The sequence below is a fragment of the Halobacterium zhouii genome (assembly GCF_021249405.1).
Lineage (GTDB): Archaea > Halobacteriota > Halobacteria > Halobacteriales > Halobacteriaceae > Halobacterium > Halobacterium zhouii.
The window spans coordinates 642,127-660,268 of sequence record NZ_CP089593.1; the positions used below are offsets into that span (position 1 = coordinate 642,127).

Annotated in this window: 24 protein-coding genes; 12 read left to right on the forward strand and 12 right to left on the reverse strand. The window is 67.0% G+C overall.

Features of this window, described 5'->3' with window-relative positions:
- Positions 1-8: 8 nt before the first annotated feature.
- From LT970_RS03250 to LT970_RS03275, 6 genes are all read left to right on the forward strand, one after another.
- A complete protein-coding gene (locus tag LT970_RS03250) occupies positions 9-548 on the forward strand; it encodes a GNAT family N-acetyltransferase (RefSeq protein ID WP_232687536.1) in 540 nt (179 codons plus the stop codon).
- Entirely contained in the window at positions 548-1,114 is a 567-nt protein-coding gene (locus LT970_RS03255) for a GNAT family N-acetyltransferase (protein ID WP_232687537.1), read from the forward strand. Before LT970_RS03250 ends, LT970_RS03255 begins: the two co-directional genes overlap by 1 nt.
- A complete protein-coding gene (locus LT970_RS03260) occupies positions 1,114-1,680 on the forward strand; it encodes a GNAT family N-acetyltransferase (RefSeq protein ID WP_232687538.1) in 567 nt (188 codons plus the stop codon). Before LT970_RS03255 ends, LT970_RS03260 begins: the two co-directional genes overlap by 1 nt.
- A complete protein-coding gene (locus LT970_RS03265) occupies positions 1,680-2,243 on the forward strand; it encodes a GNAT family N-acetyltransferase (RefSeq protein WP_232687539.1) in 564 nt (187 codons plus the stop codon). The genes LT970_RS03260 and LT970_RS03265 overlap by 1 nt, the downstream gene beginning before the upstream one ends.
- 39 nt (positions 2,244-2,282) lie before the next feature.
- Positions 2,283-2,663, forward strand: coding sequence for an NUDIX hydrolase (locus LT970_RS03270; protein WP_232687540.1), 381 nt, complete (start codon positions 2,283-2,285; stop codon positions 2,661-2,663).
- Between the two features lie 79 nt (positions 2,664-2,742).
- A complete protein-coding gene (locus tag LT970_RS03275) occupies positions 2,743-3,156 on the forward strand; it encodes an NUDIX hydrolase (RefSeq protein WP_232687541.1) in 414 nt (137 codons plus the stop codon).
- Between the two features lie 29 nt (positions 3,157-3,185).
- Here the strand turns inward: LT970_RS03275 and LT970_RS03280 are convergent, their stop codons facing one another.
- Together LT970_RS03280 and LT970_RS03285 are read right to left on the reverse strand one after the other, a co-directional pair.
- Positions 3,186-5,195 (reverse strand): AMP-binding protein, encoded by a 2,010-nt coding sequence (locus LT970_RS03280; protein WP_232687542.1) that lies wholly within the window; start codon positions 5,193-5,195, stop codon positions 3,186-3,188.
- A gap of 91 nt (positions 5,196-5,286) precedes the next feature.
- Entirely contained in the window at positions 5,287-5,529 is a 243-nt protein-coding gene (locus LT970_RS03285) for a DUF7127 family protein (RefSeq protein ID WP_232687543.1), read from the reverse strand.
- A gap of 146 nt (positions 5,530-5,675) precedes the next feature.
- Between LT970_RS03285 and LT970_RS03290 the strand changes: the two genes are divergently transcribed.
- Positions 5,676-6,251 carry a GNAT family N-acetyltransferase gene (locus LT970_RS03290; protein WP_232687544.1) on the forward strand — a complete coding sequence of 192 codons (576 nt, stop codon included), beginning with the start codon at positions 5,676-5,678 and terminating at the stop codon, positions 6,249-6,251.
- Between the two features lie 113 nt (positions 6,252-6,364).
- Entirely contained in the window at positions 6,365-8,047 is a 1,683-nt protein-coding gene (locus LT970_RS03295) for an acyl-CoA mutase large subunit family protein (protein WP_232687545.1), read from the forward strand.
- A 52-nt stretch (positions 8,048-8,099) separates the two neighbouring features.
- On the opposite strand, the gene LT970_RS03300 is transcribed toward LT970_RS03295, so the two are convergent.
- Entirely contained in the window at positions 8,100-8,249 is a 150-nt protein-coding gene (locus LT970_RS03300; RefSeq protein WP_232687546.1) for a hypothetical protein, read from the reverse strand.
- Between the two features lie 83 nt (positions 8,250-8,332).
- Here LT970_RS03300 and mce point away from each other — a divergent pair, with 83 nt between their 5' ends.
- Positions 8,333-8,722 (forward strand): methylmalonyl-CoA epimerase, encoded by a 390-nt coding sequence (mce, locus tag LT970_RS03305; RefSeq protein WP_232688673.1) that lies wholly within the window; start codon positions 8,333-8,335, stop codon positions 8,720-8,722.
- Between the two features lie 39 nt (positions 8,723-8,761).
- On the opposite strand, the gene LT970_RS03310 is transcribed toward mce, so the two are convergent.
- The 3 genes from LT970_RS03310 to LT970_RS03320 all read right to left on the reverse strand — a co-directional run bounded on the left by LT970_RS03310 (position 8,762) and on the right by LT970_RS03320 (position 10,632).
- Positions 8,762-9,298 (reverse strand): NUDIX hydrolase, encoded by a 537-nt coding sequence (locus tag LT970_RS03310; RefSeq protein ID WP_232687547.1) that lies wholly within the window; start codon positions 9,296-9,298, stop codon positions 8,762-8,764.
- Positions 9,299-9,358: 60 nt separating this feature from the next.
- A complete protein-coding gene (locus LT970_RS03315) occupies positions 9,359-9,925 on the reverse strand; it encodes an NUDIX domain-containing protein (RefSeq protein WP_232687548.1) in 567 nt (188 codons plus the stop codon).
- 65 nt (positions 9,926-9,990) lie between these two features.
- A complete protein-coding gene (locus LT970_RS03320) occupies positions 9,991-10,632 on the reverse strand; it encodes an FAD-dependent oxidoreductase (protein ID WP_232687549.1) in 642 nt (213 codons plus the stop codon).
- A gap of 258 nt (positions 10,633-10,890) precedes the next feature.
- On the opposite strand from LT970_RS03320, the gene LT970_RS03325 reads away from it, so the two are divergent.
- From LT970_RS03325 to LT970_RS03335, 3 genes are all read left to right on the forward strand, one after another.
- A complete protein-coding gene (locus LT970_RS03325) occupies positions 10,891-12,636 on the forward strand; it encodes a 2-oxoacid:acceptor oxidoreductase subunit alpha (RefSeq protein ID WP_232687550.1) in 1,746 nt (581 codons plus the stop codon).
- Positions 12,633-13,502, forward strand: a complete 870-nt coding sequence (locus LT970_RS03330) for a 2-oxoacid:ferredoxin oxidoreductase subunit beta (protein ID WP_232687551.1) — start codon at positions 12,633-12,635, stop codon at positions 13,500-13,502. Before LT970_RS03325 ends, LT970_RS03330 begins: the two co-directional genes overlap by 4 nt.
- 212 nt (positions 13,503-13,714) lie before the next feature.
- Positions 13,715-14,353 (forward strand): 2'-5' RNA ligase family protein, encoded by a 639-nt coding sequence (locus LT970_RS03335; protein ID WP_232687552.1) that lies wholly within the window; start codon positions 13,715-13,717, stop codon positions 14,351-14,353.
- 108 nt (positions 14,354-14,461) lie between these two features.
- Here the strand turns inward: LT970_RS03335 and mnhG are convergent, their stop codons facing one another.
- The 6 genes from mnhG to LT970_RS03365 are packed head-to-tail and all read right to left on the reverse strand — an operon-like array spanning position 14,462 to position 18,130.
- Complete coding sequence (gene mnhG / locus LT970_RS03340; protein ID WP_232687553.1) at positions 14,462-14,791, reverse strand: monovalent cation/H(+) antiporter subunit G; 330 nt, start codon at positions 14,789-14,791, stop codon at positions 14,462-14,464.
- Positions 14,788-15,066, reverse strand: a complete 279-nt coding sequence (locus tag LT970_RS03345) for an MrpF/PhaF family protein (protein WP_232687554.1) — start codon at positions 15,064-15,066, stop codon at positions 14,788-14,790. The genes mnhG and LT970_RS03345 overlap by 4 nt, the downstream gene beginning before the upstream one ends.
- A complete protein-coding gene (locus LT970_RS03350) occupies positions 15,059-15,637 on the reverse strand; it encodes a Na+/H+ antiporter subunit E (protein WP_232688674.1) in 579 nt (192 codons plus the stop codon). The genes LT970_RS03345 and LT970_RS03350 overlap by 8 nt, the downstream gene beginning before the upstream one ends.
- Before the next feature lie 2 nt (positions 15,638-15,639).
- On the reverse strand, positions 15,640-17,244 hold the full coding sequence (locus tag LT970_RS03355; protein WP_232687555.1) for a complex I subunit 5 family protein: 1,605 nt from the start codon (positions 17,242-17,244) through the stop codon (positions 15,640-15,642).
- Positions 17,241-17,666 (reverse strand): sodium:proton antiporter, encoded by a 426-nt coding sequence (locus tag LT970_RS03360; RefSeq protein ID WP_232687556.1) that lies wholly within the window; start codon positions 17,664-17,666, stop codon positions 17,241-17,243. Before LT970_RS03360 ends, LT970_RS03355 begins: the two co-directional genes overlap by 4 nt.
- A complete protein-coding gene (locus tag LT970_RS03365) occupies positions 17,663-18,130 on the reverse strand; it encodes an MnhB domain-containing protein (protein ID WP_232688675.1) in 468 nt (155 codons plus the stop codon). The genes LT970_RS03360 and LT970_RS03365 overlap by 4 nt, the downstream gene beginning before the upstream one ends.
- Positions 18,131-18,142 lie beyond the last annotated feature (12 nt).

Sequence of the window (18,142 nt, forward strand, 5' to 3'; positions counted from 1 at the left end):
CTCCAGCCATGCCCGGAGCAGTGTTCCGTCGTGGCGACCGTGTCACCCTCCGCACGGTCGAACACGAGGACGCGGAATTCCTCCAGCGCGGCCACAACCACCCCGACGTCGGGGTCTCGCTGGGACTGAACCGACCGGAGAGCGAAACGGAAGCCCAATCCAGCATCGAGGGCAACGAGGACGACCCACTGAACGTCGGCCTCGTGGTCTGTCTGGAGAACGAGGACGAACCGACGCCCATCGGGAAACTCTCCCTGATGAGTCTCCACCACACGCGCCCCGAACTCTCGTACTGGATACTCCCCGAGTACCAGGGAGAGGGGTACGGTACGGAAGCCGTCGAGGTACTCGTGGAGTACGCGTTCGAGGCCCACGAGATCCGTGGCCTGCAGGCCCAGGCGTTCGCGCCGAACGAGGGGTCTGTCGGCGTACTCGAGACCCTCGGGTTCACGCACGAGGGGACGCTGCGGGACGCGCGCTTCCGCGGAGGAGAGTACGTCGACGTGGTGTGGTATGGATTGCTCCGCGAGGAGTGGGAGAGTGAATAATGCCGGGGCCGATTCTCGAGACCGCCGACGATCTCGTGCTCCGGACCGTCGAACGCGAGGACGCCGAGTTCCTCCAGCGACTGTTCACGGACCCGTACGCGCGCCTCGGGTTCCACGAGCACAGCCACAAGAGCGAGAACGAACTCGAGGAGTTCATCGAGGAAGAGGTGGAGGGCGACGGTAACGCCGCCTACCTCGCGTGCGTGGACGAGGCGGACGCGCCCTGGGAACACCCCGACGAGGACGACACGACACCGGTCTCGTTCGTGTTCGCGAGCCACGTCGACCGCGACCGGCCGCGCCTCGTGCTCTGGGTGCCGCCCGAGCACCGCGGCGAGGGACACGGCGCGGCGGCCCTCGAACTCGCGCTGAAGGGGCTGTTCCGGACGTACGACGCGCATAGCGTCGGCGCCGAGGTGCTGGACGGCGACGACCCCACTCGCGCCGCGTTCGAGAACGCCGGATTCACCGACGAGGGGAGCGGTCGCGAGCTGGCGTTCGTCGACGGCGAGTACCGGGATGCGACCCAGTACGGACTGCTCCGCGAGGAGTGGGAGGACGAGTGATGCCGGGACCGGTCGTCGTCTCCGGCGAGACGGTCGCGCTCCGGACGGTCGAACGCGAGGACGCCGAGTTCCTCCAGCGCTCCTCGACGGACCCCCGCATTCGCTACTTGCTGGGGTCGATCCACCACCGGTCGCTCGCTCAGCAGGAGGAGGGACTCGAACACTGGGCGGAGGACGACGGCAACGCCGTGTTCGTCGCGTGCGTCGACGGCGAAGACCCGCCGGGCGATTACTCGGGCGACGAACGAACGACGCCGGTCGGCAGCTTCAGCGCCCGCCACGTCGACGGCGTGCGTCCGTGGCTGGCGTACTGGTTGCTTCCCGAATTCCACGGCGAGGGGTACGGCAGGGAGATGGCGGAACTCGGCATCGACTACGTGTTCCGGAACCACGACGTCCACGGGATCAGCGCCGGTGCGTACGAGTTCAACGACGCGTCGCGGGGCCTGCTCGAGTCCCTGGGGTTCACCCAGGTGGCTCGCCGGCGCGAGTCGCGGTACATCGACGGGGACTACTACGACGAGGTCCAGTACGACCTACTCCGCCGGGAGTGGGAAGACGACTGATGCCGGGACCGGTCGTACAGCGGGGTGACCGCGTGACGTTCCGGACCCTCGAGCGCTCGGACGCGGAGTTCCAGCAGCGCGCGGCCACCGACCCGCGGTTCCGGTACGTGCTCGGGATGCCCGAGTCGAAGAACGCCGAAGAGTCCGAAGCCCTCATCGAGAACCGCAGCGAGCGTGACAACGTGTGGAGTTTCCTGGTCTGCCTGGACGGGGAGGGCGCCGATGCGGGCCACGTCGACGAGCGCGAACCGACACCAGTGGGAATGGTGCACGCGTTCGGCGTCGACAGTGAGCGAGCCTACCTGGCGTACTGGCTGCTTCCCGAATTCCACGGCGAGGGGTACGGCAGAGAGGCCGCGGAGCTGCTTGTCGACACCGTATTCCGGACGGCACCGGTTCGTAGCGTCGGTGCCGGTGCGTTCGAGCACAACGACGCGTCGCGTGGCCTGCTCGAGTCCCTGGGGTTCACGCTGGAGTACCGGAAGCGCGAGGCGGAGTACGTCGACGGTGAGTACCGTGACTTCGTGGACTACGGTCTGTTGCGCCGAGAGTGGGAGTCCTAACGCAACGTTTTTTCCGCCGACGCGGGTCAGTCGGCATCTATGCCGCTCGCCAGCGCCGTGGTTCGTCGTGACGACGAAGTGCTAGTCGAGGAGTCGTTCGACGCAGACGCTGGCGAGCGGGTGTTCCGCCCGTTTGGCACGACAGTCCGGTCGAGCGAGGACGCACGGGAAGCGGTGTTTCGCGTGTTCCGCGACAGACTCGACGTCGAACTCGCGGACGTGGCGCTGCTGGGGACGTTCGACGGCGAGCGCGTGTTCGACGCGGAGACCACGGGGCGCTGGCTCCACCGGGAGTCCGGGTTCACGGTCTACGACCCAGCGACGGGTGAGTCGACGCGTGTCGCCTGGTTGCATCTCGACGACTTCCGGAAGTACGGGGAGACGCTCCGGCCCACTGGCCTACTCGACGCGCTGGCGTGACCTGGTCGAGTCGCGGGTGGGGCTGTTCGGGCCGTTAGCGTCTGCATACTTAGGTTCTCGTTCGACGTGCTTCGAGACGATGACCGAGCAGCGCGCCATCCGGGAGGTCGCACTCGGGGTGGTTCGACGCGACGAGGAGGTGCTCGTCACGGAGTGCGACGACGGAACGTCGTTCCGGCCGTTCGCGGCGAAGGTCGGATTCGGAGAGTACAGCCGCGACGCGCTCCGTCGAGAGTTCGACGAACAACTCACCATCGGCGTCGACGTCGGCGACCGCCTCGCGGTGCTCGAGCGGGCGTTCGAATACGACGGCGACCCGCACCACGAGATCGCGTTCTGCTACGAGACGCAGTTCGTCGAACAGTGGCCGTACGAACTCGACGCGTTCGAGTTACAGCGCGAGTCGGGAACGAGTCGAGCGGTGTGGAAGCCGGTTTCGGCGTTCGAGTCGGGAGCGTCGATCTACCCCGAGCGCCTCCCCGCGTTGCTGTAGTCGGTCTTTTTCCGTGTCCGGGCGGCGGGCTACCGGGCTTCCTTCAGCCTCGCGAGCGCGTCCGGGTTCTCGATGCTGGAGAGGTCGCCGATGTCCTCGCCGGTGTACGCGCCCTCGATGGCGCGGCGGATGATCTTCCCGGACTGGGTCTTCGGGAACTCGTCGACGAACAGGATTTCTCGCGGGCGGAACGGCTTTCCGAGTTCTGCGCCGACGTGCTCGCGGAGTGCCTCCCTGAGCGCGTCCGAGGGAGCGTGACTGTCGCCGAGAATGACGTAGGTGACGACGGCTTCGCCCGTGGTGTCGTCGGGGACGCCGACCGCGGCGGCCTGGTTGACGGCCTCGTGGTCGATGAGCGCGCCCTCGACTTCGGCGGGGCCGACCTTCCGGCCGGCGACGTTGATGGCGTCGTCGGCGCGGCCGTGGAGGAACCAGAAGCCATCGTCGTCCATCTGCGCCCAGTCGCCGTGGTTCCAGGTGTCCTCGAAGCGCGACCAGTACTCCTCGAGGTAGCGCTCGTCGCCGCTCCAGAGGCTTCGGGTCATCGACGGGCAGGAGTCCCGCGCGACCAGATAGCCGCGCTCGTGTTCGTCTTTGATGGACTGGCCGTCCTCGTCGACGATGTCGATGTCCATGCCGAGGCCGGGGCCGCCGAGCGTGCAGGGTTTGAGCGACTGGATGGGCATCGGCATGAGGAAGCAGCCGAACACCTCGGTGCCCCCACTGATGTTGATGATGGGGGCTTCGGAGTTGCCGACGTGCTCGTAGAACCACTGCCAGGACTCGGGGTCCCAGGGTTCACCCGTCGAACCGAGCAGGCGAAGGCTGGAGAGGTCGTGGCCCTCCAGCCACTCGTCGCCGTACTTCCGGAGTGCTCGGATGGCGGTCGGTGAGATGCCGAACTGGGTGACGCCGTGGCGGTCGATCATCTCCCAGAAGCGGTCGGGTTCGGGGTGGTCGGGGGCGCCCTCGTACATCACGATGGTGCCGCCGAACGCGTGGTTGCCGACGAGCGTCCACGGACCCATCATCCACCCGATGTCGCTCACCCAGAAGAAGCGGTCGCCGGGTTTCTGGTCGAACCCGAAGTGGATTTCCTTGGCTGGCTGGACGAGCGTGCCGGCGTGCGTGTGTACGATGCCCTTGGGCTTCCCCGTGGTCCCCGAGGAGTACAGCAGCATACAGGGGTCGCTGGCGTCCATCTCCAGGGTCTCGAACTCGTCGTCCTGGGATTCGACGGCGTCGGCCCACCACTCGTCGCGGCCGTCGTCCCACGGGATGTCGAGGTCTGCGTCGGGGTCGCTGGCACCTAGCCGGTCGAAGACGATGGTGTGCTCGACGTGGCCGGCCTGCTCGATGGCCTCGTCGGCGGTCTCTTTGAGTGTGACCTCGCTGCCGCGCCGGTAGAAGCCGTCGCCCGTGAACAGCACCGAACACTCGCTGTCCTCGATGCGGGTGGCGGTGGCGTCCACGCCGAACCCGGAGAAGATGGGGACGGCGATTGCGCCGGCCTTGAAGACGCCGTAGAGGATGCTCTGGACCTCGGGCACCATCGGCATGTAGAGGCCGACGGTGTCGCCCTTCCCGATGCCGCGCTCCGCGAGGGCGTTGGCAACCTGGTTGGACTGGCGGTGGAGGTCGTGGTAGGTCTGCTGGCGGACCTCGCCGTCCTCGCCCTCCCAGATGCACGCGACGTGGTTCCGGGTTCCCGCGTCGACGCGGGCGTGCCGGTCGACGGTGTTGTGCGCGACGTTCAGCGTGCCGCCGGGGTACCAGTCCGTGAACTGTGGCCCCTCGGAGTTGTCGCGGACGGCGTCCGGGTCCTCGTAGAACTCGAGGCCGAGGTAGTCCGGGAGTTCGCGCCAGAACCAGTCCACGCCGGACGCGTCGATGTCGGCCATTTCGCTCGTCGTTCGTTCGATGAGTTCGTCGTAGTCGTCGATACCGTACGCCTGCATGAACTGCCAGACGTTCGTGGACTCGACGAACTCCTGGCTCGGTCGGTGGACGAGTTCGTCCACCTCGTCGAGGGAATCCATACGTGGCACCTCTTGCGTGCGGGACAAAGTAGTTTCGCAGCGGTCGGCGGGCGAGATTCGCGGACCGTTCCTGCGGGCAGGCCAGTCGGAACTACTCCCTGATCTCCAGCATCCCGTCGTTGGTGGTGATATCGGTCGCCTCCGGGGGGCGCTCGAACTCGTACTGCTGGTCGCCCGCGACGACGATGACGGTGTCCCCGACGACGTCGACCGACGCGTGGACGTCGGGACCGAAGTCGACGACGATGACGTTCTCGTCGTCGTAGTCGCGGCGTGTGATCGTGACGTCGTCGTGTTCGTTCGCGGCGGACTGGAGTTGCCGTGGAGCGTCCATACGCAACGTTGGCCTGCAACGCACCTAAGTTCTCTGCCCGGTAGAACGCCGTTCCCCTGTTTCGTGGGGGTGCCGGCCATCGGTAACCCGTCGGTCGTCGAACCCCCGCAAATGCTTTTCCGTGCGGGGGCGTAGGTTCACTCGTCATGTACGTCCGGGGCGCGAAGAAACACGAGGAGGTGTGGTTGTTGGATCGCCTCGAGGAGTTCCAGTTCGAGGACCCGTCGTTCCGGTCGCGAGACTACGTCTTTGCCGTCGACGAGCAGTCCAGAAAGCGCGCCGGATTCGGGCGCCTCCGCGTCCACACGAGCGACCCGCCGGTCTGCGAGTTCGCGAACGTCGGGGTGTTCGGCGGGTGGCGCGACCAGGGCGTCGGCGCGCACATCCTCGAGCGACTCGTCGAACTCGCGCGCGACCAGGAGTTCGAGACAGGGTACGCGCTCGCCGAGGAGGGTGACTACCTCCACCAACTCGGCTTCGAGCGCGTCGAGGAGAGCGACCTCCCCGACCCGCTTCCCGAGCGACTCGACGCCGTGCGCGAGAACCGCCCGGATGCGGTTCCGTTCCGCCTCGACTTCTCGGCGTTCGAGGTCCCCGACAGACTCCGCCAGCGGTTCGCCGACGCCGACGACGAGAACGGCAGCGAACCCGAGGAAAGCGCCGAGGACTTCGGCATCGACCCGGATAGCGCGACGTACAAGTACGATACCGGGCGCCGCTGACCGGCGCCGCGCCGACCGGAGTGTGGGTAACTCGCGCGCGAGCGCCCTCGCCGGAGCGGTCGGTCACTGCGGAACGTACAATCCTTAAGGCGAACAACTGCCTCGGTTGAGGCATGTACGACGACGAGGACCTCGCGGAGATTCGCGAGGCGCGCGAGGAGTGGGAGGAGGAGTCGCTCTCGCCTACACTCGACCGCTTCGGGGAGCGCAAGGAGGAGTTCACGACGGACACCGGCGGGCAGACCGTCGACCGTCTGTACACGCCCGAGGACGTCGCGGACACCGACTACGACGAAGACCTCGGATTCCCCGGCGAAAACCCGTACACGCGCGGCGTCTACCCGACGATGTATCGCGGTCGGCTGTGGACGATGCGACAGTACGCGGGCTTCGGGAACCCCGACGAGACCAACGAGCGCTTCCACTACCTGCTCGACCAGGGCCAGACCGGCCTCTCTATGGCGTTCGACCTGCCCACCCAGATGGGGTACGATTCGGACGCCGCGATGGCCGCCGGCGAGGTCGGGAAGTCCGGGGTCGCTATCGACACGCTCGCGGACATGGAGACCGTCTTCGGCGGCATCCCACTGGACGAGGTATCGACTTCGATGACCATCAACGCGCCCGCGTCGGTGCTGCTCGCGATGTACATCGCAGTCGGCGACAAGCAGGGCGTCGACCGCGAAGAACTCCGGGGGACCATCCAGAACGACATCCTGAAGGAGTACATCGCGCGGAACACGTACATCTTCCCGCCCGAGCCCTCGATGCGCATCATCACGGACATTTTCGAGTTCTGCGCCGAGGAGACGCCGAAGTTCAACACCATCTCCATCTCGGGCTACCACATCCGGGAGGCCGGCTCGACGGCTGCCCAGGAAGTCGCGTTCACGCTCGGCGACGGCATCGAGTACGTGGAGACCGCACTCGACGCGGGCCTCGACGTGGACGAGTTCGCGCCCCAGTTGTCCTTCTTCTTCAACGCCCACAACAACATCTTCGAGGAGGTCGCGAAGTTCCGCGCCGCCCGCCGCATGTGGACTCAGATAATGGAGGAACGCTTCGACGCCGAGAACCCGAAGTCCAAGCAGTTGAAGTTCCACACCCAGACCGCGGGGTCGACGCTCACCGCCCAGCAGATAGACAACAACATCGTCCGCGTCGCGTACCAGGCCCTCGCCGCGGTGCTCGGTGGCACCCAGAGCCTCCACACGAACGGGAAAGACGAGGCGCTCTCGATCCCCACGGAGGACTCCGTTCGCACCGCCCTGCGCACCCAGCAGATTCTCGCCCACGAGTCCGGTGCGGCCGACACCATCGACCCGCTGGCCGGTAGCTACTACGTGGAGTCGCTCACGGACGAGATCGAAGCGGAGGCCCAGGACCTCCTGGACGACGTCGCGGAGAAAGGCGGGATGCGGGAAGCCGTCGAGAATCAGTGGGTACAGCGCCAGATCCAGGACACCGCCTTCGAGCGCCAGCAGGAGGTCGAGTCCGGCGACCGCGTCATCGTCGGCGTGAACGAGTTCGAGGTCGACGAGGAGAGCGAGGTGGACATCGAGGAGGTCACCGAGGAGGACGAACGCCGGAAGATTCGCGGCCTCGAGGACGTGAAGGCAGACCGCGACGACGAGGCAGTCGAAGCCGCCCTGGCGGCCCTCGAGGACGCCGCGACCACCGACGAGAACCTGCTGCCGTACATCGTGGACGCCGTGAAGGCGTACGCCACGGTCGGCGAGATATGCAACACGCTCCGGGACGTGTACGGCGAGTACGAACCCGGCGCGGCGCTCTGACTACGACTCGCTGCCAGCGCCCTCGCTCTTCTGCTTCGTTCGGCTGGCTCTTCTAGTCCTCCTCGTCCTCTTCCTCGTTGTCCGCCTCCGCAGGCGGTTCCGCCTCGTCCTGTGATTCGCGGTCCCGCTCCTGGTCCTTCCGCTGTTCCCACTCGCGCTTGTTCTTCCCACTCTCCTCGCGGCCGCGCTTGTCGTCGGGCATGCGTGGAACGTACTCCCGCCACCCGGGTAGGCGTACTGACCAGTTCCCGTGGAACTATGACCGCAGACGCCGACGGGTCGGGTATGCGCGTGGACCACGTCGGCGTCGCCACGACAGACGCCGCGGAACTCGCGGACCTGTACACCGAACTGTTCGACGCCCCGGTCGCCCACGAGGAGACGTTCGACGGCCTCCGCGTCGTGTTCCTCGAACTCGGCGAGGGAAGCTACTTCGAACTACTCGAACCCGTCGACGACGGGACGACGATCGGCCGCTACCTCGAGGAGTCGGGCGGCGGCATCCACCACGTCGCGCTCGCCACCGAGGACATCGAGGTGGCACTCGAGACGGCCCGAGGAGCCGGTGTCGAACTCATCGACGAGGAGCCGAGGGGCGGCGCGTGGGGCCACGACGTGGCGTTCCTCCACCCGAAGTCGACTGGCGGCGCGCTCGTGGAGTTCGTAGAGCACTGACCGATAGCTGCCCTGGTGCTCGGACCGACGCCGCCTTCACTACTCTGATGATTTTCCGCCGAGTTGCGAGGCGACGTGTGGGTCGACCGCCTCGGGGGCGCTTCCCGGTTCGAACCACGCGGCCTCCAGTACGTCCCCGCCCGGCGAGAGGTCGTCGTCTGTTTCCGCGTCGAAGAACACCCAGAGGCCGGTGACGCCGTCACCCCCGGCGACGAGTACGAACGTCTCGCGGAGCACGCGGGAGATGCCCGTAATCTCACAGTTCACGCCGGCATCCACGCGGGCGTGGCGGACCGCCGTCTCCGCGAGCGTCTCGTCGCGCTCGGTCGAACCGCCGGGGAAATCCCAGACCTCGGCGTCGTGTGCGTACCGTAGGAACGCGACGGCACCGTCGTTCGCGCTCCGGACGAACGCGCGAGCGCCACCCAGCGCTTCGGACGACGCCTCTCGCAGGCAGTCAGTGTACATCGCCCGAGGGACCACCGTCTCCTCGGCGACGACGTCGAACTCCCCGTACTCACGCCGTAACCGGTCGAGTTGGTCATCGACGCGGTCTGTATCCCCACCGCGGAACACGCTTTTGGCAATACAGGCATTCGATTTAGTTCGTTTGGCCGACGACGCACGACACAGGTCTCACTCGTCAGGGTTCGACTCAGCGGTGTCGGGGTCAGTGACGAACGACCACGCGTTCTCGGGCGGGTCGTCGAACCACGAGACACCGAGAATCTCCTCGTCGGCGTCGTCGTCCCAGCGCTCCGGGTAGCGGCCCGCCCGACCGCCGGCGTATTCGGCTCTGAAGAACACGGAGAGGAGGTAACCCCGGCGCTCCGGGTCCTCTGCGTGGACGAACCGCTTGCGGACGACCTGCCAGACGCCCGAGATATCGCAGTCGACGCCCGTCTCCTCCCACACTTCGCGGCGTGCAGTCTCCGCGAACGTCTCGCCGGGTTCGTGTCCGCCGCCCGGAAACGTCCACGTGTCGGGAGCGTTCGGGTGACGTATGAGAAGCACGCGTTCGTCGTCCGTCACGCGAGCACCCGCGCCGCCGCGGCCGCCCACCTCGAAGAACTCGCGGCCGTGCTCGAAGAATTCGGGGTCGTTCTCGACGGTCACCTCGTGGAGGGGGAACTCGCCGTAACGCTCGCGCAACTTCTCGATTCGCCGGTCAACTGCGCGCCGGGAGCGGACGCTGATGGGCACGAGGTACACGCAAAACGCCGGCGAGCAAGTCGGTTTTGGTCGCGGGCTCGGAGCCCGTGTGTCGGTCAGGGCGCGGGGCCGAAACTCTCGACTTTCGCCTCGCCCGCGTCGTAGCCGAGTCCTTCCAGGGCGGCCACGGCGTCCTCGCAGAAGCCAGCGAACCCGTAGACGAACGGCAGCCCCGGGCTGTGACCGGCGACGGCCTCGATGGCGTCCCGGAGGTTGCCGGTGACGACGACCACGCGGGCGCCGCCTGCCGCGAGCGCGCCGAGGCGGTCCTCGTGGACTGGGTCGTCGTCCTGGTAGACGAGCGCGACGTCCTTTCCCTCGCCGAGCGCGCGCTCCGCGATGCCGACCGCCGGGCCGACGCCTGGACCGCCGGCGAGCAGGAGGACGGCGTCCTCGCCCTCGTAGTAGTCGTCGCCGAACGGTCCCGACACGCGCACCTCGTCGCCGGGTTCACGGTCGGCGAGCCACGGTCCGAGGGTCCCCTCCGGGTCGACGCCCACCGTTATCTCGAAGGTTCTCTCGGTGGTGGGCGACGAGAGCGTGTAGAATCGTCCTTCCTCCTCGCCTTCGAACTCGCCGAGCACCTGCACGAACTGTCCCGGTTCGGCGGCAAAGCCCTCGGGCGTTTCGAACTCCACGGCGACCGTTTCCGGGCCGACGTTCCGAACCGCTCGCACCACCACGGGTGTCTCGTCCATACCGGTGGGTTCACGACCGGCGTTCAAATGGGTTGCCTCCCGCGTCCCGCTACGAATGGACTGCCGCCCGCGTCCCGCTACCGTTACGAATAGACGTACGGGCGGTAGTAGGCGGAGGAACCGACTTCCAACGGCGGAGTTCATCGACGAACTGACCGAACGTCAAATTCCATGGCGATGTGCGACCAGACATCGAGTTTCGACGGAATACCCCGCTTCAGAAGCCTTTTTGCTGGGGGCGCGGCTACTCCCGGACACATGCACGACGACCTGAACTGGGCCATCGGCGGGGAGGCCGGCGATGGAATCGCCTCGACCGGCAAGATCTTCGCACAGGCGCTCTCGCGCGCCGGCAGGCACGTCTTCACCTCGAAGGACTTCGCGTCCCGCATCCGGGGTGGCTACACGGCCTACAAGGTCCGAACGTCCGTCGACCGCGTCCAGAGCGTGGTCGACCGACTCGACATCCTCATCGCGCTCACCGAGCGCACTGTCGACGAGAACCTCGACGAACTCCACGAGGGCTCCATCATCATCTACGATGGTGACCGCACGGAGTTCTCTGACTTCGAGGCGCCCGAAAACGTGACGGCCCTCGACGTCCCGCTCAAGTCGCTGGCCGAGGACGCCGGCGGCGCCATCATGCGCAACATCGTTGCGCTGGGCGCCGTCTGTGCCGTCGCCGACTTCCCCATCGAGAATCTCGACGAGTCACTCGAGAAGCGCTTCGGTGGGAAGGGTGAGAGCATCGTCAACAACAACAAGGAGGCCGCGCGCCTCGGCGAGGAGTACGTCGAAGACGAGTACACCGACGTCACCCAGCAGTACGAACTCGAGACGACCGACGAGGACTACGTCCTGTTGAACGGCGACGAAGCCATCGGCATGGGCGCCATCGCCGCCGGCTGTCGGTTCTACGCCGGCTACCCCATCACGCCCGCGACCGACGTGATGGAGTACCTCACCGGCCGCATCGAGCAGTTCGGCGGACACGTCGTCCAGGCCGAGGACGAACTCGCCGCCATCAACCTGGCGCTCGGCGCCGCCCGCGCCGGCGCTCGCGCGATGACCGCGACGTCCGGCCCCGGCATCGACCTGATGTCCGAGACGTTCGGCCTCGTCGCCACCAGCGAGACGCCCCTGGTCGTCGCGAACGTGATGCGCTCGGGTCCCTCCACGGGGATGCCGACGAAACAGGAGCAGGGCGACCTGAACATGATGCTGTACGGCGGCCACGGCGAGATTCCGCGGTTCATCGTCGCGCCCACGACGGTCGCGGAGTGCTTCCACAAGACCGTCGAGGCGTTCAACCTCGCCGAGAAGTACCAGCTACCCGTCTACCTCACCGCCGACCTCTCGCTCGCGGTCACCGAGCAGACCTACGAACCCGGCGAGTTCGACATGGACGAGGTCGAGGTCGACCGCGGGAAGATCGTCGACGAAGGCGACATCTCCGCGTGGCAGAACGAGAAAGACCAGTTCAAACCCCACGCCGTCACCGCCGACGGCGTGAGTCCGCGCGCGCTCCCCGGCACCGAGGGCGGCGTCCACATGTCCACCGGCCTCGAGCACGACGAACTCGGCCGCCGCACCGAGGACACGGACGTCCGCGTCGAACAGGTCGACAAGCGCTACCAGAAGGTCGACACCGCGGAAGAACAGGAGGACTTCGACTACCGCGAGTTCGGTGACCCCGAGGCCGACAACCTCGTCATCTCGTGGGGGTCGAACGAGGGAACGCTCGTCGAAGCCCTCGACTATCTCGAAGACGACGGCGTCGACGTGCGCGTCCTCTCGGTGCCGTACATCTTCCCACGTCCCGACCTCTCGGATGACGTGGAGGCCGCCGACGACGTGCTCGTCGTCGAGGCTAACGCCACCGGCCAGTTCGCGGACGTCGTCGAACACGACGTCCTCGACCGCGTCAAACGCGTGAACAAGTACGACGGCGTCGACTTCAAGGCGGACGAACTCGCCGCCGACATCAAGGAGACCCTAGCATGAGCTCAGAGAACGTCCGATTCACCGACTTCAAGTCCGACAAACAACCCACGTGGTGTCCCGGCTGTGGGGACTTCGGCACGATGAACGGCATGATGAAAGCACTCGCCCAAACCGGCAACTCCCCGGACGACACGTTCGTCGTCGCGGGCATCGGTTGCTCCGGGAAGATCGGGACGTACATGCGCTCGTACGCGCTCCACGGCGTCCACGGTCGCGCGCTCCCGGTCGGCACCGGCGTCAAACTCGCCAACCCCGACCTCGAAGTGATGGTCGCTGGCGGCGACGGCGACGGCTACTCCATCGGCGCCGGCCACTTCATCCACGCCGTTCGCCGGAACGTCGACATCACGTACGTCGTCATGGACAACCGCATCTACGGCCTCACCAAGGGGCAGGCCTCCCCGACCAGTCGGCCCGACTTCGAGACGTCCACGACGCCCGAAGGGTCCAAGCAACAGCCCGTCAACCCGCTCGCGCTCTCGCTCGCCGCAGGCGGGTCGTTCATCGCACAGAGTTTCTCCTCGGACGCGATGCGCCACACGGAAATCGTCCAGGAAGCCATCGAACACGACGGCTTCAGCCTCGTGAACACGTTCAGCCCGTGTGTCACGTTCAACGACGTCGACACCTACGACTACTTCCGGGACAGCCTCGTCGACCTCTCCGAGGACGACGACTACGACCGCCACGACTACGACCAGGCCAAGGACGCCATCCTCGACGCCGACAAGGAGTACATGGGCGTCCTCTACCAGAACGACGACTCCGTGCCCTACCACGAAGCCCACGGCGTCACCGAGAACATGGCCGACATCCCGGACGGCGCCCCCGACGGGGCGACGGACCTCGTTCGAGAGTTCTACTAGGCACTTTTTGCTGCGCTCGCGGCCTTCGGCCGCTCGCTGGCAAAAACTTGCGGAAAAAGCACTCCTCCTTCCCTCCGGTCAGTCGTCGGCCCGCGCTCACTGCGTTCGCGCGGAAAACGCCGCGCTACGCGCGGCGATGCTTGTCAGTACTACCGCTCGCCTGGGGAACGCTTGCAGGAAAATTTACTATCCTGACACTCGTTGGTCGGGACGTGCCCGGGTTCTGGAGAGAACGCGACGGGATGACACTGGAGACGACGACGGACGCGGACGTCGAGGAGCGAGACGTAGACCGTCACCTCGTCTTCCTCGCGCGCGTCACCGACGACGCGGTCCAGGAGTCGCTCCGTCCGACGCTCGACGACCTTTCGGGATTCGACTGTCTCGCAACCGTCCCCGAGCGATATCTCCACGTGACAGTGACGCTCGCGGGGAACGTCGGGAGCGACCGACGGTTCTCGCCCGCGGACGAGGAGCGCATCGCCGCGGATGCACGCGAGGCGTTCGCGGGCGTCGACTCCTTCGAGGTGTCGTTCCCGCGGCTCGACCTCTTCCCGAGCGTCGTGTTCGCGGCGGTGGCCGACGGCGGCGCGTTCGCCGACCTGAACGACCGGGCGTGTGGCATCGACGGCGTGGAGGTCCACGACCGCGACGAAGGGTTCGTCCCGCACGCGACGCTCGCGCAGTTCCGGAGCGACCAGGAATACGACGAACTCCTCAGTTGGCTGGAGGACGACCGAACGCTGTCGGCGCCGTCGATGCGCGTCACCGAAGTCGAACTCATCGCAGTTGCGAAAAACTCGCGGTTCCCGCGCTTCGAGACGGTTGAGCGCTACCCGCTCGCGGAGTGAACGCGGCGAACGAGCGCGAACAGATGGTGAACGAGCGCGAATGGACGGTGAGTGGGCGCGAGTGGACGGTGAAGAACGTGGGTGGACGGACGGTGAGCAGACCGAGAGTCACTCCTCGTCGTCTTCGGCCGGCCAGGTCGCGCTGCCGTAGAAGTCGATGCCCATCTTGTGCGCCGACCGCGAGATCATGTGTGCGCCGGTCGGCGCCGTGAGGAACAGGAAGACGATACCGACGAGCGACGGCAGTCCCATGTTTCCGGGGCCGAAGCGGACGTAGCCCGCGAGGAACATCGAGGCCGCGCCGAGCGTCGTCGCTTTCGACGTAGCGTGCATGCGGTTGTACACGTCCGGCAGGCGGAGCAGTCCCACCGTGCCGACGAGCAGGAAGAAACTCCCGACGACGACGAGTCCGGCGGTGAGCAGTTCGGTCGGCGTCATTGGATGATGTCCCCCTCCACGACGTACTTGGCGACGGTGACGGTGCTGATGAATCCGATGATGGCGAGCACTAGCGCCACGGTGATGTAGAGGCTCTCGCCAGTACTGATGGCGAACAGGATGGCGATGGCGACCACGTTCGTCGCGATGGTGTCGAGTGCGACCACGCGGTCGGGCACCGTCGGCCCGCGGATGACGCGGTAGCCACACAGCAGCGTGAGGAAACTCGCGAGCACGAGGCCGCCCATGGTGACGAGGTCGAGGACGTTACTCATCGCTCTCACCCCCGGACTCCGGATCCCCATCGCTTCTCGGTTCGGGAACGGGGTCGCCGGGTTTGCGCTCTTCGTCGAAGATGACGAGCGCGTACTCCTCCCAGCGACGGATCGGGTCGATGATGGCGTCGCGGTCGGGGGCGTTCATGGCGTGCACGAACAGCGTGTTGGTGTCGTCGTCGTAGTCCATGGTGAGCGTGCCTGGCGTGAGCGTGATGCTGTTGGCGATGGTGGTGATGGCAAAGGGCGTCTCGACGCGAAGCGGAATCTCCACGACGTCGGGGTCGATGGGCATGCTCGGCGCGAGCACGCGCGCGGCGACGTCGACGTTCGCGGTGACGAGGTCCCAGACGAACACCACGAAGTACAGCGCCACGTACGGGGTCGCGCGGAGCGCGCGCCCGAGGTCCATTCGGCCGGAGAACAGCCGCCGGAACAGCGCGGCGACGGCGAACCCGAGCACGAGGCCGATGAGCAGTTCCTGGGCGACGTTCCGGAGCGTCAGATCGACGCCGCGCACGAACAGCCACAGCACCGCGAGCGTGAGCGCGACCAGCGGCCAGCGGCGCACGTTCACGCGTGCCCACCTCCGCTCGCCGCGCCGCCGTCCGGGAGGACGGCGTCGACGTACTGCCCGCGGTCGAGTGCGGCGTCGGCGGCGTGCCCGGCGAACTCGAAGACGGGCTGGAAGCCGACACCGACGAGTATCACCGCGAGCGCGAGCGCCACGACGAGACCGACCTGCACGCGGTCGGTCGGCGCCGCGGTCTCGACGGCGGGGGAGGGGTCACCCCAGAAGCCGCGGTTCCACGCGCGGGAGACGTACGCGACGGTGAGAATCGCGCCGCCGAGTGCGAGCGCGAGCGGGAGCCAGGCGTTCGCGTTGACCGCGGACTGGAAGACCAGCAGTTTCCCGAAGAACCCGGAGAGCGGCGGGACGCCGACGAGGCCGAGGCCGCCGACGAGGAACGCGCCCGCGACGACGGGTTGTTCGCGGGCCACACCGCCGAGTTCGCTGAATCGGGTGGTTCCCGTGGCGTCCCGGATGGTGCCAGCGACCAGGAACAGCAGTCCCTTCGAGAGCGTGTGGTTCAGCGCGTACACGAGCGACGCGACGATGGCGAGGTGGCGGACGCCGGGAACGAGTTCGGGAGTGACGAGCGCGCCGACCGCGAGGGGCAACACGATGAACCCGACCTGGCCGATGGAGGAGTACGCCAGCAGCCCCTCGATGGTGTCCTGGCCGATGGCGCCGAGGCCGCCGAAGCCGATGCTGAGCGCGGCCATCGCGAGAACGACGGGACCGAAGTACGCGAGCGCGGAGCCGTCACCCCACGGGAGTCCGGCGAGCGCGTCGAACTCCGCCGCGGCGAACACCGTGAAGTAGAGCCGTATCAGCGCGTAGACGCCGACCTTCTTCACGACGCCCGCGAGCATCGCCGTGACGGGCGCGGGGGCGGCGCGATACGTGGCGGGCACCCACCACTGGAACGGCGCGATGCCGGCCTTCACCGCGAACACGGTGAACAGGAGCATCGAGAGGCCCAGGACGGGCGCGAGCGAGACGCCGTACTCGGCGGGGTTGGCGATGCGCACCGCCAGGTCGGCCATGTTGAGCGTGCCCGTGGTGGCGTAGATGCCGCCGATGGCGAGCAACATCACCGCGCTCCCGACGAGGTTGAGCACGAGGTAGCGCAGCGTCACGCGGGTCTGCTCGGCGTTCCCGTAGAACACGACGAGCACGTAACTCGCCATCAACAGCACCTCGAACCAGACGAACAGGTTGAAGATGTCGCTGGTGAGGAACGCGCCGGTGACGCCCGCGAGCATGAAGTGGAACAGCGGGTGGTAGGTGAGTTGCTCGCCGAAGTCGCCGACGTACCTGAGACTGAACAGCAGCGACGGGACGGCGAGCACGGCGGCGAGACACAGCATGAACACTGAGAGCGCGTCGGCGACGGCGACGATGGCGAACGGCGCGGGCCACCCGCCGACGTTGTACGTGAGCGTGGCGTCGGGGAGCACGCGGAGCACGAGCAGGCCGACTGCGCCGGCGTACGCGAAGACGCCGACGACGCTCACTGCCCGCTGCACGCGGAGGCTGCGGCGCGCGAGCAGGCAGATGATGGCCGTCGAGAGCGCGATCAGGAGCGGTGCGACGACGACGTGCTGGGTCATCGGACCACCTCTCCAGCGTCGGCGAGTTCGTCGGCGTCGATGGTGCCGTGTTCCTCGTAGACGCGGTACGTGAGCACGAGCGCGAACGCCGTCGACGCGAAGCCGATGACGATGGCGGTGAGCACGAGCGCCTGCGGGAGTGGGTCCGTGATGGGGCCGTGCGGGGCGGCGTGGTGGCCGGCCTTCTCGAGAATCGGAACGCCGCCCGTGATGTCGCCCATCGTGACGAGGTAGACGTTCGCTGACTGACTGATGATGGTGATTCCCCAGACGACGCGCACGACGTCGCGGCGCAACACGAGGAACGTGCCGAGCGCGAACAGCACGCCGAGTGTCACGGCGAGTACGAGTTCGGGACCCGCGGCAGCGGACTGCGCGATGGCGGTGGCTGCAGTCCAGGCGGCCGACTGAGCGGCCGTCATTCGACCCCCACCACCGAGAGGATCGTGAGCACCGCGCCGACGACCACGGCGTAGACGCCGAGGTCGAAGGCGAGCGCGCTCGCCACTTCCAGTTCGCCGTACAGCGGCAGGTGGACGAAGGTGTAGCTCTGGGACATGAACGGGATTCCGGAGTCGGTGTAGAGGTAGCCGTACAGTACCGCGGCGAGACCGCTGCCCGCCGCGAGCGTGAGGCCGGCGGCGTACAACCGCCGGTAGTCGGCGACGACGCCGTGCCGGAGGTGCTCGATGGCGGTGTCGACGTCGCGGCCGAGGATGTCGTTCTCGAGGAACTCGGGGCCGTACGCGATGTAGACCAGCGCGAACGCAGTCGACGTGAGCACGCCCGCGATGAATCCGCCACCCGGCTGGTTGTGGCCCTGCAGGAACAGCGCCACGGAGACCAGGATGATGATGGGGACGGTCACGCGGGTCACGGTCCGCATGATGACCGTGGT

Coding starts and splice junctions, on each gene's coding strand:
- LT970_RS03250 (WP_232687536.1), top strand. CDS start 9: ATGCCCGGAGCAGTGTTCCGTCGTGGCGACCGTGTCACCCTCCGCACG.
- LT970_RS03255 (WP_232687537.1), top strand. CDS start 548: ATGCCGGGGCCGATTCTCGAGACCGCCGACGATCTCGTGCTCCGGACC.
- LT970_RS03260 (WP_232687538.1), top strand. CDS start 1,114: ATGCCGGGACCGGTCGTCGTCTCCGGCGAGACGGTCGCGCTCCGGACG.
- LT970_RS03265 (WP_232687539.1), top strand. CDS start 1,680: ATGCCGGGACCGGTCGTACAGCGGGGTGACCGCGTGACGTTCCGGACC.
- LT970_RS03270 (WP_232687540.1), top strand. CDS start 2,283: ATGCCGCTCGCCAGCGCCGTGGTTCGTCGTGACGACGAAGTGCTAGTC.
- LT970_RS03275 (WP_232687541.1), top strand. CDS start 2,743: ATGACCGAGCAGCGCGCCATCCGGGAGGTCGCACTCGGGGTGGTTCGA.
- LT970_RS03280 (WP_232687542.1), bottom strand. CDS start 5,195: ATGGATTCCCTCGACGAGGTGGACGAACTCGTCCACCGACCGAGCCAG.
- LT970_RS03285 (WP_232687543.1), bottom strand. CDS start 5,529: ATGGACGCTCCACGGCAACTCCAGTCCGCCGCGAACGAACACGACGAC.
- LT970_RS03290 (WP_232687544.1), top strand. CDS start 5,676: ATGTACGTCCGGGGCGCGAAGAAACACGAGGAGGTGTGGTTGTTGGAT.
- LT970_RS03295 (WP_232687545.1), top strand. CDS start 6,365: ATGTACGACGACGAGGACCTCGCGGAGATTCGCGAGGCGCGCGAGGAG.
- LT970_RS03300 (WP_232687546.1), bottom strand. CDS start 8,249: ATGCCCGACGACAAGCGCGGCCGCGAGGAGAGTGGGAAGAACAAGCGC.
- mce (WP_232688673.1), top strand. CDS start 8,333: ATGCGCGTGGACCACGTCGGCGTCGCCACGACAGACGCCGCGGAACTC.
- LT970_RS03320 (WP_232687549.1), bottom strand. CDS start 10,632: ATGGACGAGACACCCGTGGTGGTGCGAGCGGTTCGGAACGTCGGCCCG.
- LT970_RS03325 (WP_232687550.1), top strand. CDS start 10,891: ATGCACGACGACCTGAACTGGGCCATCGGCGGGGAGGCCGGCGATGGA.
- LT970_RS03330 (WP_232687551.1), top strand. CDS start 12,633: ATGAGCTCAGAGAACGTCCGATTCACCGACTTCAAGTCCGACAAACAA.
- mnhG (WP_232687553.1), bottom strand. CDS start 14,791: ATGACGCCGACCGAACTGCTCACCGCCGGACTCGTCGTCGTCGGGAGT.
- LT970_RS03345 (WP_232687554.1), bottom strand. CDS start 15,066: ATGAGTAACGTCCTCGACCTCGTCACCATGGGCGGCCTCGTGCTCGCG.
- LT970_RS03355 (WP_232687555.1), bottom strand. CDS start 17,244: ATGACCCAGCACGTCGTCGTCGCACCGCTCCTGATCGCGCTCTCGACG.
- LT970_RS03360 (WP_232687556.1), bottom strand. CDS start 17,666: ATGACGGCCGCTCAGTCGGCCGCCTGGACTGCAGCCACCGCCATCGCG.
- LT970_RS03365 (WP_232688675.1), bottom strand. CDS start 18,130: ATGCGGACCGTGACCCGCGTGACCGTCCCCATCATCATCCTGGTCTCC.